This is a genomic window from Enterobacter sp. BNK-8, assembly GCF_048685095.1.
Lineage (GTDB): Bacteria > Pseudomonadota > Gammaproteobacteria > Enterobacterales > Enterobacteriaceae > Enterobacter > Enterobacter quasiroggenkampii.
This window is the reverse complement of record NZ_JBLQTN010000001.1, coordinates 1,201,614-1,218,461: the sequence shown is the minus strand read 5'-3', so window position 1 is coordinate 1,218,461 and position 16,848 is coordinate 1,201,614. Positions and strand designations below refer to the sequence as shown.

The 16,848-nt window shown below is 55.1% G+C and carries 10 protein-coding genes and 1 pseudogene; 4 read left to right on the top strand and 7 right to left on the bottom strand.

The features are described from left to right. Positions 1-252 precede the first annotated feature (252 nt). The 4 genes from pncB (at position 253) to aspC (ending at position 6,062) form a co-directional block, all read left to right on the top strand. Positions 253-1,455, top strand: coding sequence for a nicotinate phosphoribosyltransferase (pncB, locus tag ACMGGU_RS05775; RefSeq protein WP_048027215.1), 1,203 nt, complete (start codon positions 253-255; stop codon positions 1,453-1,455). Between the two features lie 166 nt (positions 1,456-1,621). Next, positions 1,622-3,022, top strand: coding sequence for an asparagine--tRNA ligase (gene asnS / locus ACMGGU_RS05770; protein WP_023615887.1), 1,401 nt, complete (start codon positions 1,622-1,624; stop codon positions 3,020-3,022). Positions 3,023-3,628: 606 nt separating this feature from the next. Next, positions 3,629-4,687, top strand: a complete 1,059-nt coding sequence (gene ompF, locus ACMGGU_RS05765; RefSeq protein ID WP_045908376.1) for a porin OmpF — start codon at positions 3,629-3,631, stop codon at positions 4,685-4,687. A gap of 184 nt (positions 4,688-4,871) precedes the next feature. After that, a complete protein-coding gene (aspC, locus tag ACMGGU_RS05760; protein ID WP_008499949.1) occupies positions 4,872-6,062 on the top strand; it encodes an aspartate transaminase in 1,191 nt (396 codons plus the stop codon). 48 nt (positions 6,063-6,110) lie between these two features. Here the strand turns inward: aspC and ACMGGU_RS05755 are convergent, their stop codons facing one another. From ACMGGU_RS05755 to cmoM, 7 genes and pseudogenes are all read right to left on the bottom strand, one after another. After that, positions 6,111-6,758: an MBL fold metallo-hydrolase gene (locus tag ACMGGU_RS05755; protein WP_008499950.1), complete on the bottom strand. Its 648-nt coding sequence runs from the start codon at positions 6,756-6,758 to the stop codon at positions 6,111-6,113. A 20-nt stretch (positions 6,759-6,778) separates the two neighbouring features. Beyond that, positions 6,779-7,329: pseudogene (locus ACMGGU_RS05750) on the bottom strand (DUF882 domain-containing protein). A gap of 174 nt (positions 7,330-7,503) precedes the next feature. Then, positions 7,504-9,327 (bottom strand): L,D-transpeptidase, encoded by a 1,824-nt coding sequence (ldtD, locus tag ACMGGU_RS05745; protein WP_262796044.1) that lies wholly within the window; start codon positions 9,325-9,327, stop codon positions 7,504-7,506. 178 nt (positions 9,328-9,505) lie between these two features. After that, positions 9,506-13,957 (bottom strand): chromosome partition protein MukB, encoded by a 4,452-nt coding sequence (gene mukB, locus ACMGGU_RS05740; protein ID WP_063621312.1) that lies wholly within the window; start codon positions 13,955-13,957, stop codon positions 9,506-9,508. Further along, positions 13,957-14,661, bottom strand: a complete 705-nt coding sequence (mukE, locus tag ACMGGU_RS05735) for a chromosome partition protein MukE (RefSeq protein ID WP_008499954.1) — start codon at positions 14,659-14,661, stop codon at positions 13,957-13,959. Before mukE ends, mukB begins: the two co-directional genes overlap by 1 nt. Then, positions 14,642-15,964, bottom strand: coding sequence for a chromosome partition protein MukF (gene mukF / locus ACMGGU_RS05730; RefSeq protein ID WP_008499955.1), 1,323 nt, complete (start codon positions 15,962-15,964; stop codon positions 14,642-14,644). The genes mukE and mukF overlap by 20 nt, the downstream gene beginning before the upstream one ends. 3 nt (positions 15,965-15,967) lie before the next feature. Continuing rightward, on the bottom strand, positions 15,968-16,747 hold the full coding sequence (cmoM, locus tag ACMGGU_RS05725; protein WP_032649174.1) for a tRNA uridine 5-oxyacetic acid(34) methyltransferase CmoM: 780 nt from the start codon (positions 16,745-16,747) through the stop codon (positions 15,968-15,970). Positions 16,748-16,848: the final 101 nt, after the last annotated feature.

The following is a 16,848-nucleotide window of genomic DNA, read 5'->3' as shown; positions in this document are numbered from 1 at the left end:
AAAACCTTATGCATCGTTTGTCGAGTAACGTTTCAATATATTCCTGTTGCGCAAAACGCGCTATGCAGAATGTTCATCTTTTCAGGGTCAACACCTTTTTTTGCTACATTTGTATAACACGGGGCACAAAATGCCCTCGACCATAAAACGCGCTTATGTTGTGATCGGGGTTCAATAAATCACTAAACAAGGTATACTCCGGAGTTGTTTATTGTACTAAACGCTCCTGTGAGAGGATGCTACTGCGCACCTATGACTCAATTCGCTTCTCCAGTTCTGCATACGTTGCTGGATACCGACGCGTATAAACTGCACATGCAGCAAGCCGTTTTCCACCATTATTATGACGTTCATGTCGCGGCGGAATTCCGCTGCCGTGGCGACGACTTGCTCGGTATCTACGCAGACGCCATTCGTGAACAGGTCAATGCTATGCAGCATCTGACGCTGCAGGACGAGGAATATCAGTGGCTTTCTGGCCTGCCTTTCTTCAAAGCCGACTACCTGAACTGGCTGCGCGATTTCCGCTATAGACCGGAGCAGGTCACCGTGGTTAACGATAACGGCAAGCTGGATATTCGCCTTGAAGGTCCGTGGCGGGAAGTGATCATGTGGGAAGTGCCGCTTCTGGCGGTGATCAGTGAACTGGCTCACCGCTATCGCTCACCGGAAACGGGCGTAGCGCAGGCGGTTGCCTCGCTGGAAAATAAGCTCGCTGACTTCTCCACGCTGACCGCAGGGCTGGACATGTCCCGCTTCCGCCTGATGGACTTTGGCACCCGTCGCCGTTTTTCGCGCGACGTCCAGGAGGCCATCGTTAAACGTCTGCAACAGGAGCCATGGTTCGTGGGCACCAGTAACTACGATCTGGCCCGCCGCCTCAACCTGACGCCAATGGGTACCCAGGCACACGAGTGGTTCCAGGCGCATCAGCAGATCAGCCCTGACCTGGCAAACAGCCAGCGCGCGGCATTGGCCGCATGGCTTGAGGAGTACCCGAATCAACTCGGGATCGCCCTCACCGACTGTATTACGATGGATGCTTTCCTGCGCGACTTTGGACCTGAATTTGCGGAGCGTTATCAGGGATTACGCCACGATTCAGGGGATCCGATTGAGTGGGGCGAGAAGGCCATTGCCCATTACGAGAAACTGGGCATTGACCCGATGAGCAAGGTGCTGGTCTTCTCCGATAACCTCGATCTGGCGAAAGCCGTCGAACTCTATCGCCATTTCAACGCCAGAGTGAACCTGAGTTTTGGGATTGGTACCCGGTTAACCTGCGACATTCCTCAGGTAAAACCTCTGAATATCGTGATAAAGCTGGTGGAATGTAACGGCAAGCCGGTGGCGAAACTCTCCGACAGCCCAGGCAAAACCATCTGCCATGACAAGGCGTTTGTCCGCGCATTGCGCAAAGCCTTCGATCTTCCCCAGATCAAAAAAGCCAGTTAAGCGCTTAAGGGAGCCTTCATGGCTCCCCTCTTCTTATTTATTTCTCAATTCTTCTCTTTTGACTGCGAAATTTACTTGTCTGATAGCGGATGGCAGGTAACATAGATATCCCCCCATAAGGGTGGACAAGTGTTTATTTTTTCCGACTATTAACAGAGAGAATATTATGAGCGTTGTGCCTGTAGCCGACGTACTCCAGGGCCGTGTCGCCGTTGACCAGGAAGTCACCGTGCGCGGATGGGTGCGTACCCGCCGAGATTCTAAAGCTGGCATCTCCTTCCTTGCCGTCTATGACGGTTCCTGCTTTGATCCTGTACAGGCCGTCATTAATAATTCTCTGCCCAATTACAATGATGACGTTCTGCACCTGACGACGGGCTGTTCCGTTATTGTCACCGGCGTGGTCGTGGCATCCCCGGGTCAGGGTCAGAGTTTCGAAATTCAGGCTTCTGCCATTGAAGTCACCGGCTGGGTTGAAGATCCGGATACCTATCCGATGGCGGCTAAACGTCACAGCATTGAGTATCTGCGTGAAGTGGCGCACCTGCGTCCACGTACCAACCTGATTGGTGCGGTTGCTCGCGTACGTCATACGCTGGCGCAGGCGCTGCATCGTTTCTTCGATGAGCAGGGTTATTTCTGGGTGTCTACCCCGCTGATCACCGCGTCCGATACGGAAGGCGCCGGTGAGATGTTCCGCGTCTCAACGCTGGATCTCGAAAACCTGCCGCGCACCCCGGAAGGTAAAGTGGACTATGACAAAGACTTCTTTGGTAAAGAGGCCTTCCTGACCGTATCCGGTCAGCTCAACGGCGAAACGTACGCCTGCGCGCTGTCTAAAATCTACACCTTTGGCCCTACCTTCCGTGCCGAAAACTCCAACACCAGTCGTCACCTGGCGGAATTCTGGATGCTGGAGCCTGAAGTGGCGTTCGCCAACCTGGACGATGTTGCGGGTCTGGCAGAAGCGATGCTGAAGTATGTCTTCAAAGCGGTGCTGGAAGAGCGTCCGGACGACATGAAATTCTTCGCCGAGCGCGTAGACAGCGACGCAGTAGCCCGTCTGGAGCGCTTCGTCTCTGCCGATTTTGCGCAGGTGGACTACACCGACGCGGTGGCGATCCTCGAGAAATGCGGTGAGAAGTTCGAGAACCCGGTTTACTGGGGCGTAGACCTGGCGTCTGAGCACGAGCGCTATCTGGCCGAAAAGCATTTCAAAGCGCCGGTTGTCGTTAAAAACTACCCGAAAGACATTAAGGCCTTCTATATGCGCCTTAACGAAGACGGTAAAACCGTGGCGGCGATGGACGTCCTGGCGCCGGGCATCGGTGAAATCATCGGTGGTTCACAGCGTGAAGAGCGTCTTGACGTGCTGGACGCACGTATGGAAGAGATGGGTCTCAACCCTGCGGACTACAGCTGGTACCGCGATCTGCGTCGTTACGGTACCGTACCGCACGCTGGTTTTGGTCTGGGCTTCGAGCGTCTGATCGCCTACGTGACCGGTGTGCAGAACGTTCGTGACGTGATTCCGTTCCCACGTACACCACGTAACGCCAGCTTCTAATCGGTAAAAGACTAAAATGGCCAGCTTGTGCTGGCCATTATTTTATTCTGCATTGTCAGTTTTCGTCAGCGCAAAGTCAGCTTCTTTAAACCATCACCCCGTCACAATCCCTGGTTGTTACGTTTTATTTCCACGAAATATCCAGCCACAAAAAATAAACCCCATTCTTATTGCGATTATTACATTCTCAAGCGATAGCACAAATTTCAACCAGTTTTACAGCCATCCAGAAGGCTTTTCGGCGCCATAAGAAAAAACGAGTCGTTTAGTGTCTGTTTATATGAAATGCCTTTATCCAAATTAATCATAAGGAATTCATATATATAGGATATGTCCTGTCGCTTAATTCGCCAGGACGCTCTGAAGTTTGAGGTGGTTCACAAAGTTCCCAAATATACACATTTAGTTACACATATTTTCTTTTGGTTACCTAATCTTGAGAATTGTAGCACTTTCAGGCTAGCGAAACGCTTCGGCGAATGGAAAGATGCCTGTCAGATACATAAAGACACCAAACTCTCATCAATAGTTCCGGAAATATTTATTGACAGAATTTATTGACGGCAGTGGCGAGTGTCATAAAAAAACCAATGAGGGTAATAAATAATGATGAAGCGCAATATTCTGGCAGTGGTAATCCCTGCCCTGCTGGTAGCCGGTGCAGCGAACGCTGCAGAAATCTATAACAAAGACGCTAATAAACTGGATCTTTACGGGAAAGCAGTTGGTCTGCATTACTTCTCTGATGATGACAGCAACGATGGCGACCAGACCTATGCTCGTCTGGGCTTCAAAGGCGAAACAAAAATTAACGACCAGCTGACCGGTTATGGCCAGTGGGAATACAACTTCCAGGGTAACAACTCTGAAGGCGCCGATGCTCAGACCGGTAACAAAACCCGTCTGGCGTTCGCAGGTCTGAAATTCGGTGATGCAGGCTCCTTCGACTACGGTCGTAACTATGGCCTGGTGTATGATGCAATCGGCATCACCGATATGCTGCCAGAGTTCGGTGGCGACACTGGCAAGAGCGATAACTTCTTCTCCAGCCGTAATGGTGGTCTGGCGACTTACCGTAACAGCGGCTTCTTCGGCCTGGTTGACGGTCTGAACTTTGGCGTTCAGTACCTGGGCAAAAATGACCGTGCTGATGCAGTACGTTCTAACGGTGACGGCTGGGCAACTTCAGTCAGCTATGATTTCGAAGGCTTTGGCGTTGTAGGTGCGTACGGCGCAGCTGACCGTACCAACAACCAGCAGACTCTGGCTTGGGGTAAAGGCGATAAAGCTGAGCAGTGGGCAACTGGCCTGAAGTATGACGCAAACAACATTTACCTGGCAGCGCTGTACGGCGAAATGCACAACGCCGCACGTTTGGGCAGCAGCGGTTTCGCTAACAAATCTCAGGACTTCTCTGTTGTCGCTCAGTATCAGTTCGACTTCGGTCTGCGTCCATCCATCGCTTACTACAAATCTAAAGCGAAAGACGTTGAAGGCATTGGTGATGAAGATTTCATCAACTACATCGACATTGGCGCGACTTACTACTTCAACAAAAACATGTCCACCTATGTTGACTACCAGATCAACCAGCTGAAAGATGACAACAAACTGGGTCTCAGCAACGATGACATCGTAGCACTGGGTCTCGTTTACCAGTTCTAATCAGTACACCACTTTGTTATATGCTTAATGAACAGGGCTACGGCCCTGTTTTTTTATGCGTGACAGAAAATAATGGCGACTTTTGAAAAGCCGCACGCTTTTCGTCGCAAACGGTTGGCATTTTGTAAATCTACCGTTAACCTGATAGCGGATTTCACTTCTGTAATCACAATGGAACTTCGTCATGTTTGAGAACATTACCGCCGCTCCTGCCGACCCGATTCTGGGCCTGGCCGATCTGTTTCGTGCCGACGACCGCCCTGGCAAAATCAACCTGGGTATTGGTGTATATAAAGATGAAACCGGCAAAACTCCGGTACTGACCAGCGTTAAGAAAGCTGAGCAGTATCTGCTGGAAAACGAAACCACCAAAAACTACCTCGGTATTGATGGTATCCCTGAATTTGGTCGCTGCACCCAGGAGCTGCTGTTCGGTAAAGGCAGCGCAATTGTGAGTGACAAACGTGCCCGTACAGCTCAGACCCCGGGCGGTACCGGCGCGCTGCGCGTGGCGGCGGATTTCCTTGCGAAAAACACCTCTGTGAAGCGTGTCTGGGTAAGCAATCCAAGCTGGCCGAACCATAAGAGCGTATTTAACTCTGCGGGTCTGGAAGTGCGTGAATACGCCTACTACGACGCAGCAAACCACTCTCTGGACTTTGACGGCCTGCTGGCAAGCCTGAGCGAAGCGCAGGCGGGTGACGTGGTGCTGTTCCACGGCTGCTGCCACAACCCAACCGGTATCGATCCAACGCTTGAGCAGTGGGAACACCTGGCGAAGCTGTCCGTAGAGAAAGGCTGGCTGCCGCTGTTTGACTTTGCCTACCAGGGCTTCGCTCGTGGTCTGGAAGAAGATGCTGAAGGCCTGCGCGCGTTCGCTGCCGTGCATCAGGAGCTGATCGTTGCCAGTTCCTATTCCAAGAACTTTGGTCTGTACAATGAGCGTGTAGGTGCCTGTACGCTGGTTGCGGCTAACGATGAGACCGTCGATCGCGCGTTCAGTCAGATGAAATCCGTTATCCGCGCTAACTACTCTAACCCACCGGCACACGGTGCATCTGTTGTTGCGACTATCCTGAGCAACGATGCGCTGCGCGCCATCTGGGAACAAGAGCTGAACGATATGCGTCAGCGTATTCAGCGCATGCGCCTGCTGTTTGTGAACACCCTGGCGGAGAAAGGCGCGGATCGCGACTTCAGCTTTATCATCAAACAGAACGGCATGTTCTCTTTCAGCGGCCTGACCAAAGAGCAGGTTCTGCGTCTGCGTGAAGAGTTCGGCGTGTACGCCGTGGCGTCTGGCCGCGTGAACGTTGCAGGCATGACGCCTGACAACATGGCGCCGCTGTGCGAAGCGATTGTCGCCGTACTGTAATTTGCGCCTATAAAAAAGCCTGCATTATGCAGGCTTTTTTTATGCGGGTTACCAGACAGGCATTTCATCCTGAAGGAACGGATTATGGAGCCGTTCATAGCCCAGCGTCGACATCGGACCGTGCCCAGGGATAAACGTCACATCATCACCCAGCGGCAATAACTTCTGTTTAATCGACTGAATCAGCTGTCCGTGATCGCCGCGCGGAAAATCGCTGCGTCCTACGCCACCTTTGAAAATCACATCGCCGGAGATCAGCAGACGGGACTGGTCATCAAAGAAGACGATATGGCCTGGCGTATGCCCAGGACAATGCAACACCTGTAAAGTCACATTCCCTATGCTAACGCGCTCTCCTTCATTCAGCCAGCGATCGGGCGTCAGAGGCTGACACTCATCAAGGCCAAACATGCGGCTTTGGGCAGGTAACCCCTGCAGCCAGAACTCATCTTCTTTTTCCGGACCGACAATCGGCACGCCGTAGTGTTCAGCCAGTTCAGCCGCTGCGCCCACATGGTCGAGGTGACCATGCGTCAGTAAAATCTGCATGAGCGTCACGCCGCTGTCGGCGACTTCCTGCTTGATCTTCTCAGCGTCACCGCCGGGATCAACAAGCGCGGCCAGTTTAGTCTGTTCGCACCAGATGAGTGAACAATTCTGGGAGAACGCGGTAACCGGAATAATACGATAGTTCATACTGCTCCTGTGTTTCGTTATTACCAGTGCCGAACCGGACCGGTATCAATATGCACAAAGTTGCTGCTGGGGTAATATCCTACACCACCTGCGCGCATAGATAACGCAGCTTTGCGAATATTGGCTAACGAAACGCCCTCAATATGGAAATCCATTGCCTGGCCCTTCGTGTGATAGCTTTTTTCGCTACCCCGCGACTGTGGGCGCGCAGTTCATTATTGGTATCAACCGAGCGATAACCAGAAATAAGCTGCACCGGCTTGCTGGTACCCAGCAGGCCCTGAAGGCGGAAAAGCTGATCAAACAGTCCTGGGTCGATGGCTTTAATTTTATTCGCGCGGAAATCACGGAAAAAATGGTTAAGTCTTGCTAATTCATCCTGAATATAGCCTCTGCCATCGAAGAACTCCGCTTTTAACGACTCACCGGTATGAAGATTGTTGAGCGTTAAAACTCGCGGACGAGGTGTCGAGAGGGTGGCAAATGCTGGCGTCGGCAAGATGGCCGCTGCGCCAAGCGCAACACCACCTAACGCCAGCAGTTTGCGGCGATTAGCGTCAAATTTGTCCATGATAATCAGGTCTACAGGTAAAAGAAATCGTAATATGCTTAGCGCACGAAGGGCACCTTAACTGGCAAAACCGGGTACGTCAAGGCGCCCAACCCCAGTGAATACGCGGCTTGCAGCGATATAGCCCCTTATTCACCCTAACTTACGACAATCATTTTTCCCGAACTGCTTCATTTACCTGATTAATTGTTCCGCTTTTGGCAAAATTTGTGCGCCGGATCGCGCGGTGAGATCATAATTGTAAATATCTGTACGGTACTGAGTCCGCCCGTCTTCGCCAACAAACGCCGTCAGATAGTAAAGATTGACCGGAATATTGTGTCGGATATTAACGTAACGCGTATCTCCCTGCTTCAGGGCATCCGAAATGCGCGTATCGTTCCAGCCCGCGTCCTGCAGCAGCATATTGGCCAGCTCCGAGGCTTTGTTCACGCGCACGCAGCCAGAACTCAGCGCGCGCGTATCTTTCTGGAACAGATTGTGGTTCGGCGTATCGTGCAGATAGATAGCGTCAGAACTCGGCATATTGAATTTGTAACGCCCTAAAGAGTTATGCGCCCCCGGAGCCTGCTGGAAACGGAACGGTAGGTTAGAAGCCGTGATTGTCGACCAGTCGACCATATAAGGATCGATGGCCTCTTTACTGTTCCAGCCACGCATCACCGTATAACCATGACGTTCCAGATAACCCGGATCGTTCCAGACCTTCGGCAGAATGTCTTTACGCGCCAGCGTCGGTGGCACGTTCCACGGCGGGTTAACCACCACGTTATTCAACGCGCTGCTCATCATCGGCGTTTTGCGATCCGGACGCCCGACAATCACGCGTGACGCCAGTTTTTCGCTACCGTCCTGGTAATAGACCAGTGAATACGCCGGAATGTTAACCATAATCCCGGTAGAGAGGGTTCCAGGCAGCAGGCGCAAACGCTGGATATTGAGCGCCAGCACCCCAGCCCGCTGCGCAGGCGATACGTTCAGCCAGTCTCGTGTCGTCTGGCCAATGACGCCATCGGCTCCCAGTCCCTGAGCGGCCTGGAATTGCTTCACTGCCGCAACCAGCTCGCGATCGTATGCTGCGGGTTTATTGTTGACGGCAATCGCTTTTTTCTCTTTCACGGGCGCTGACGGACTGACCGCCCCGTTTTGTGGATCGTCACCAGGCAGAGCGATATGTGGCCCGCCATCAAGAAGACCGGAGCGCGTCAGGATCTCACGCAGAGCAGGCACATCGCTGCTCCACTGCCCCGGACGCAGCGTCGCGGTGCCGCGCATCTGCGGCCATGGACGCGAGTCGCCCACCAGCGCGAGAAGCGACTCGTGCAGAGTGGCATATTGTGGATGCGCTGGTGCGAGGCTGGCAATAAAGCGCGGCAGTTCGCCGTTATCCAGGGCTAACTGCCACTGGTTAATCACCGACAGCGCCGGCGTCGCCAGCTTATACGGCTTATCGCTATACAGCCAGCGGTTGCCATTGACCGGAATACCCGCCACAAACTGCAGATAGCCCATCATGGCATCGGAAAGCACGACGTCCCGTGCCTGACCGGACACGGCAGGATCGGTTAACAGCTCAACCCACTTTGTAAACTGTGGCTGAAACCCTGCAATCGCGACCTCCGCCAGCTGCTGCTGGAAGGCGCGCACGGCATCGCGGTTTTCCCACATCGGTTTCATATCGCGGGCAGCATAGAGGAGCGTGAGCTGACTGATATAGACCGGCGTGTAGCCTGACGGCAGCCCTGACTGCAGCTGCTGGCTGAGCGATTCGGCATCGATGCCTTCCGGCAGCGGCTTAATACCGGCCATGATAGCCGTCGCCGGAGACTGTTCCAGCGGCTGGGACAACGACGTAGGCTGCGCGCCTGTCGTTGCCGAGCTGTCAGTCGGCACAATTTCAGGCTCGTCGGCCTGGGCGGTTAACAGTGGAGCAAACATCACTGCCAGGCATAAACTAAGCGCCGACAGCTGACGACCACATTCTTTCTTAAGCAACATCCCTTGCCCCCTGTTTTCACGACATGCCCATCACGTTGGGGCTTTCTTTCATTATAGGTAGACGGCTAAGCTGTTGCCTTACCTTATGTAAAGAAGTTTAAAGATAACGCAGCCCTAAGCACAAGTTAAGTTTAAAAAAAAAGCGGCGCCAGGGCGCCGCTTCGGATCGGAAAACGCGTCAGGAAGCGTCCGCCGTGGTTTCTGGCAGTGACTCTGGCGGCTGCGGCGCAAAGCCACGCAGCCCCACAACGTGGACGTGTTCGCTGTTCTGGAACACTTTACGCACCAGCTTGTAGGTTGTCCCTTTTTCAGGACTGATGTTCTCCGGTGCCGCAATGATGAGCTGCATATCGAGACGTTCACAAAGCTCAAACAGCGTGGCAATGGAGCGCGCATCAAGACGCGCAGCCTCATCCAGGAACAGCAGTCGGCATGGGGAGATATCTTTGCCGCGCAGGCGGCGCGCTTCGTCTTCCCAGCTCTGTACCACCATCACCAGAATTGACATACCGGTACCGATCGCTTCACCGGTTGAGAGCGCTCCGGATTCCGCACGCAGCCAGCCGTCTGAACCACGGTTTACCTCTACCTCCATTTCGAGGTAGTTACGGTAATCCAGCAGCTCTTCACCGATGGTTTGCGGCGTACGCTGGCCCATATCAATCTGCGGGTTCAGGCGCTGATACAGTTTCGCCAGCGCTTCAGAGAAGGTCAGACGGTTACTGTTGAACAGATCCTGATGCTGTTCGTGCTGCTCAGACAGCACTTCCAGCAGGGTGGCATGCGCTTCGCGCACGTTAACGTTGAGGCGCACGCTGTTCACCTGGCCAAACGACACGCTCTGCAGACCCTGGTTGAGCTGGCGGATACGGTTCTGCTCGCGCTGAATGGTTTTACGGATGATGTTCGCCACGCTGCGGGAGCTGATCGCCAGCTTCTGCTCGCGGGAGGTCAGCTCTTCCGTCAGACGACCCAGTTCGATTTCCATCTGTTCGATAGCCTCGACCGGATCGTCAGTACGAATGATGTCCTGACGAATACGTTCGCGCAGGTGCTGGTAAACCGCCACGAAGAACTGGATTTTACGTTCAGGACGTTTCGGATCTTCGGACATGCGCAGAACATCGCGCAGGTGTTCGTTATCCGCCACCGCCAGACGCAGAGCACCCAACGCCTTATCCGACATGGAACGCAGCTCATCGGCAGAAAGATATGCCAGCTCGCGACGGTGCAGGCGACGCTCAACGTTATTGTCTTTCACCATGCGCATCACCGCGCACCAGCCCGCCTTCGCGGTCACGACCTGCTCGCGCATCTCAAAGTAGTCGCGCTCCAGCTTGCGCAGGCGACGGGTCAGGTTATCCATTTCTGCTTCGCAGAAGGTCAGCGCTTTTTCCAGCTGATTGCGACGCGCACGGTTGTTGCTCAGCTGAGCATGCAGCTCGTCACGACGAATGCGCGCGCGCTCTTCTGCCCCGCTGTCGGCACGAACGCCGATGTCCTGAAGCTCTTTCTGCAGGTCGTTTAACAGCTCTTTCTTGGTATCGAAGGAGCTTTTCAGCGAGGCCAGCACCTGGTTGTACTGGTTCAGCTGAGCGGAATGGCTGCGCATTGCCTCGCGGGCGCGGGTACGTTCCGCTTCCGCCTGCTCAAGGCGCTGACGCAGCTTTTCATTCAGATCGCTGTTACCGCTCAGCATTTCTGCCGAATCGGAGTAGCCGAAGTGGGCGCGACGCTGCACCACCTCCGTCAGGGCGAACGCCTGCTGACGCGCCTCGCGCTGCACCTGCTGCGACCAGGCATAGTCTTCTTTCAACTGCTCAAACTGTTCCGGGTCACTCTGCAGGACAGAGACAACCGGCTCCAGCTTCGCCAGCTGATTGCCGTGCTGCTGCACGAAGCGCGCGGCTTCCTGCGCTTCATCCAGGCGCTCCTGGATCTCGTCCACGCGATCGGCCAGCGTGTCATCCGCCAGCAGATTCAGGCGCGGCAGAATACGGTTAAGGGCCGCGACGCCCTCTTTCGCCTGCTCGAACTGGACGCGGCTCTGCTGGTTGTCGCTTTCATGACTGGCAATCGCCCGCTCCAGCTCGCCGCGACGGGTATTGAGCTTGCGAATTTCCGCTTCCGGGTCAGCTTCAAAGGCCACGGCCAGATGGCTGCCGATAAAGCGGCTAAACGCCTGATGCAGGCGCTGGGTTTTCTGCACGTCAAACGACAGGGTCGCAAAACGTTCAGACAGCGTTTCACGCTCGGCGTGCAGGCTTTCGATGCGGCTTTCGCGCGCAGCGCGGCCAAACAGCGGCAGCTCCGGGAAGCGGGAGTAACGCCACTGACGGTCAGCGATTTTCACCACCACCGCTTTTTCCAGTTCGTCGACGCTGAATACGCTGTCATCGAACGACTGCGGATCCCCTTCGATCAGGTAAAGATCTTCCGGACAATCTTCCAGGCCGGCAAGCTGTTCAGAAATCAGCGACAGATCCGGCACCACAATCGCATTACGGGATGGACCGTACAGCGCGGAGAAGTATGGCGCATCGTCCAGACCGACATCATCGTAAATCTCGGACAGCAGCACGCCGCCAAAACGCTCCGCCAGGGCATTGAGACGCGGGTCTTCCGCACCGCCCGGCTGGCTTAAGCGTTCAATTTCTTCGTCGACTTCACGCTTGCGCGTGCCGACTTCATCACGCTCAACAATGGCTTCGCGCTCGCGCTCCAGCAGCTGCTGCAGGTATTCGGTCACTTCCTGACTGGATTCAAACTGCTCGCCGCACTGTTCGCTGAGCTGGTTAAGGCTACTCTGGGCCGCCAGCCAGACCGGTGCACGCTGCAGAAGCGCTTGCGAACGGGACTGCAGCTGTTCCAGCTCCTGACGCAGGGTCATACGCTGTTCGCTGGCGCTGGAGACCGTGTCTGAAAGCGCAGCGATACGCGCCTCGAGTTCCTGATGCAGGGCCTCAAGCTCGTCAAAATCGTAATTTTTGCCCTGACGTTTGCAGAATTCCGCCAGCAGACGCTCGGCTTCCTGCTGCTCGCGCAGGCGCTGTTCCAGCTCGTTCAGACGCATACGCAGCGGCTGAACCTGCTCGGCCAGATGGCGCTGGTTCACGCCGTCGCGCAGCAGTTCACGGGCAACGTCCCAGGCTTCGTTACGCGCCAGCGGGCCGTTAATCGCTACGACCAGCTGATAGGCCTGCTCAAACTGGCTGTGCGCCGTTTGCGCAACGCTCATTTTCTGTTCGAGGGACAGCAGTTTCTCAGTGGCTTCCTGCTCTTTGGCCTGGAAGGTATCCAGCCACTCGTCGGCGCTTTCCGGCGTCAGGTCAGGCAGATGGCACAGCTCTTTCGCGCGCTGTAATGCCTGCAGTGCCTGGGTGTACTGGATCGCACGCGTCTGCTGCACGTCCAGCGCCTGCTGGTAATCGGCAAGCTGGCTTTTCAGCTCATCCACTTCCAGCTCGGCCGCTTCGGCGCGGGCTTCGTTCTCTTCCTGCATCTCGGCGGCTTCGGCCACCACTTCATTTTGCTCTTCGAGACGGATCTGCAGCTCGTCGAGGTCCGCTTCATAGCGCTCGATTTTTTCCTGCTGACGGAGCGCAGTTTGCACCAGGTTCAGGTGATCGCTGGCGGCCTGGTAATCGGCTTCCAGGTCGCCCTCGGCACCGTTGTGCTCACCGAGCTCGCGCGCCATTTCGACGTGCTTGTACTGCTCGGCCACCAGCTGTTTACGGGAGGTAAACAGCTCGCGGCGATATTCTAATGCCTGATCGAGGTGGACGCGGCGCTCGTTAGCGTGGCGCATGTAGTCCGCCGCCACGTAGTTGGTGGCTTCGCTGATCAGGTGTTTAAACAGGTCACGGTCAGACTGGGTCACGCGAATCGCTTCCAGCGTCATGCGGTTTTCACGCAGCGCCGCTTCCATATCCTGGAAGGCCTTACGCACGCCGCTGTTTTCCGGCAGCAGGTAATCGCGCAGGGAGCGGGTAATCGCGCTGGAGATACCGCCGTACAGAGACGCTTCAATCAGGCGATAGTATTTGCTGCGGTCTGATGCCGTGCGCAGACGACGCGCCACCACGCCCAGATCGAACATTAACGAGTGGTAGTCGGTAATCGAGTTGAACTGCTTGAACTGCACGCCTTCGATCGCTTCGAGCTTATCTTTCAGCTCCTGGAGCGTCAGCACGCGCGCCTGGCGTTCGTTCAGGGTTTCCGTCAGCAGCGCCGTTGGCTGCATGGACGTTGGCAGCCCCTGGATGGCGAACGGTTTAATATCGACTTTACGATCGCGACCGGCAACCTGCTGCAGGCGTACGCCCACCACCACGCGCTGATGGCGGGAGTTAATGACGTCCAGAACCGAATAACAGACGCCGGCCTTCAGCTTCCCGTGCAGACCTTTATCACGGGAGCCGCTTGTGGCCCCCGCTTCGGTGGTGTTACGGAAGTGAAGCAGCGTCAGGTCAGGGATCAGCGCCGTGACAAAGGCCGCCATGGTGGTGGATTTACCCGCACCGTTACCGCCGGAGAGCGTCGTCACCAGCTCATCCAGATCGAACGTTCGGGCAAAGAAGCCGTTCCAGTTAATCAGCGTCAGTGAGCGAAATTTACCGCGTTCAATCATTACTCTTCCTCCCCGCTATCCGGCAGATTCTCTTCATGCTCATCATTGAGCTGCAAATGGTTTTCCACCGGCATCGCTTCACCGTCGCGGATCATGCGAAGCTGCGCTTCACGCGCGTCATCGCCCGCACGCACGTCGGCGCCGAAGCGGAAGACAGATTCCGTAATGCGGAATTTGCTGCTGTCGTGACCCATAAACCAGACCATCCCCAGACGACGCAGACGGTTCAGGGAAGAGCGAACCTTTTCCTGTAATTTCTGACGGTCAAGATCCGACCCCGTGGAGCGGTTGTTCACCAGCTTGAGCAGCTTGCTCTCATCTGCCAGCGTCAACAGCTCGTCGTAAAGCTCCTGCTGGGTGAAGATCCCTTCATTCGCCAGACGTTCCGGGCTGAGGTAGAGGTAGCAAAGAATTTTGCCGACCATCATATCCAGCTCGGAGAGCACGGAACGCGGGATCAGCGTCGTGGAGCGCGGGCGCAGGTAGAAAAACCCTTCCGGCGCGCGGATAAGCTCCACGTTGTAGCGTGCGTAAAACTCTTCCAGGTACTCCTGGAAGTCCATCAAAAAGGCGTGATTATCCAGCTCGTCTAAGCCAATGTGACGACCGGCACGCAGCTGGCTGTCCAGCGCCGGAAATAACGGATTCGCCAGCGCCTGTGCCAGCTTAACCGGCATCACTTGTTCAATATTTGTCAATGACATGCGCCTGTACCTTGGCTCCGTAATCGTTAATTGGCTGCCACTTCGGCGGCAGTCCGGTGAAGTCTGCTTGCGCGATACCCAGGCGAACCGCCTGGTCTACCACAATGCGGGCAACGTCGAAGTGGCGCGCGCGCGGATATTGCGCCAGATAGTCGCGCACCACGAGTCCAAGATCCAGCGGAGCTTGTCTGGTTTTATAGACCGCGAGCTGTTCTTCGATCATCGCCGCAAGCTGCTCGCGAATTTCGTTAAATTCTTCATATTCCAGATCCGGCGGCAGTTCACCGGTCACCTCTTCATCGCGCAGCGCCATCTCTTCGTCGCGCATATCCAGCAGACGATCGGCATTGGCGTAGGTCAGCGCCCACGGCGCATCGAAATAGGTCTGCACCGACTGGCGCAGACGCTGGGCAAAGACGCGGTTTTTATCCATATCGATCGCGGTACGGATAAATTTATGCACGTGTCGGTCATAGCCAATCCACAGGTCGATCGACTGCTGGCCCCAGCTGATAATACGGTCCAGTTTGCTCTGCAGGTCGAACACCAGACGGTCGATAAAGTGCAGATCGTCGTGCGCCAGCGTCGCGTCCTGGATACGCAGCAGGTTCGCCTGCAGCTTATCCCCTGCGGCTTCCAGCGTATCCTGCAGCTCACGCAGCGTACCGGAGGTTTCTGACAGCAGAAGTTCACAGCTGGAGATGGCCGCTCGCCAGTCTTTATTCAGCAGCTGTGCGATATCGTCTTTCACCTGCTGCTGCTGTTCGTCCATCAGGCGCTGGGTCAGATCGATACTGTCGAAGATTTCCGCCACCGAATATTTCAGCGGTGCATAGACGTTTCGGTGCCAGTGGAATTCGTCACCGTCTTCATCTGCCGCATCGGCGGCGCGCTTAAGCTCACCCGCCACGATCGACAGCTGCATGGAAAGACGCAGCGTGGAAAATTCACGCTGGCGGATATAATAATCGGTGATGCCGATGCCCAGTGGCGTCAGGCGATAGATGGCGTTTCCTTCCGCCTGCTCGCTGGTAAAGCGGTTCAGCAGACGTTGACGCACCATATCGTTGATCGCGTTGTTGGCACGGACGCTAATGGTTTCGCTGGTTTGCTCAAACGCATCACTGACGTGGCGGAACGCATCCACCAGTTCACCCTCGCTCATTTCACCATCCAGCCGCTCGCCGTTCAGCGTGGCGACCGCCAGCAGGAATGAAAGTCTGTCTACCGGCAGCGAGATGGAGAAATCGTTTTTCCTGGCCCAGGCAACCAGTTCGGGGACTGTCTGGGAAAATTCACTCATAGGTTATCCTTGCATCTGCGGCTTGTGCGCGGTGACGTGAATATAGCGGCCAAGGCTGACAAAAGGCTCCTGACGGCAATACCGCGTTTCCAATTCTGTTAAGGTGTCAAAACAGTCACGCTGTTTGTGTTTTTCACGCAGATAATCATGAAACACCCTGACGCCCGTCTTCCCGACAATCTGCCAGCCAATCGCTTCCAGCCAGCCATAAACCTGCTGTGGATCGCGCGGATAGTCCGGGGAAAGCGTGCGCTTTTTCTTTTTGGGCATCCCGACCTGAACATAGTCGAAGTTTCCCGCAACCATGTTGTGCATCAGGAAGCCGTTAGCATTGTAGAACATCAGCGACAGCGTGCCGCCCGGGCGCAACATCGACCACAGGGTTTGTAACACGCTTTGCGGATCGGCAACCCACTCCAGCACCGCATGAAACAATATCAGATCAACCTGGGTTTCCAAATGCTGTGCGATGTCCTGAGCGGCGCATTGTATAAAATGCATGTTGTCGCTCACACCTTTCTCTTCTGCCGCACGCGTCGCGCGGGCGACCATTTCAGCAGAAAGATCGCAAAGCGTGACGTGATGACCGCGTTCAGCCATTTTTATGGCCGTCTGCCCTTCACCACCACCGGCGTCCAGCACGCGCAACGTTTGGCCGCCGAACGTAGCCAGAATGGTGTCCAGATCCTGCCAGAGGATCGTCTGACGGAGCTGCCCCTTCGTGGTGCCATAAATGTTGCGCGAAAATTTTTCCGCGATGTCATCAAAATTGCGATCCCGCATTGGGAGAGTTCCACTCGCTAACTGCAAAACCGCTATTTTGTCACACCCGCGCGGAGAATGAACCTCTCTGGTGTAATATCACCGGCAATCACCTGCTATAT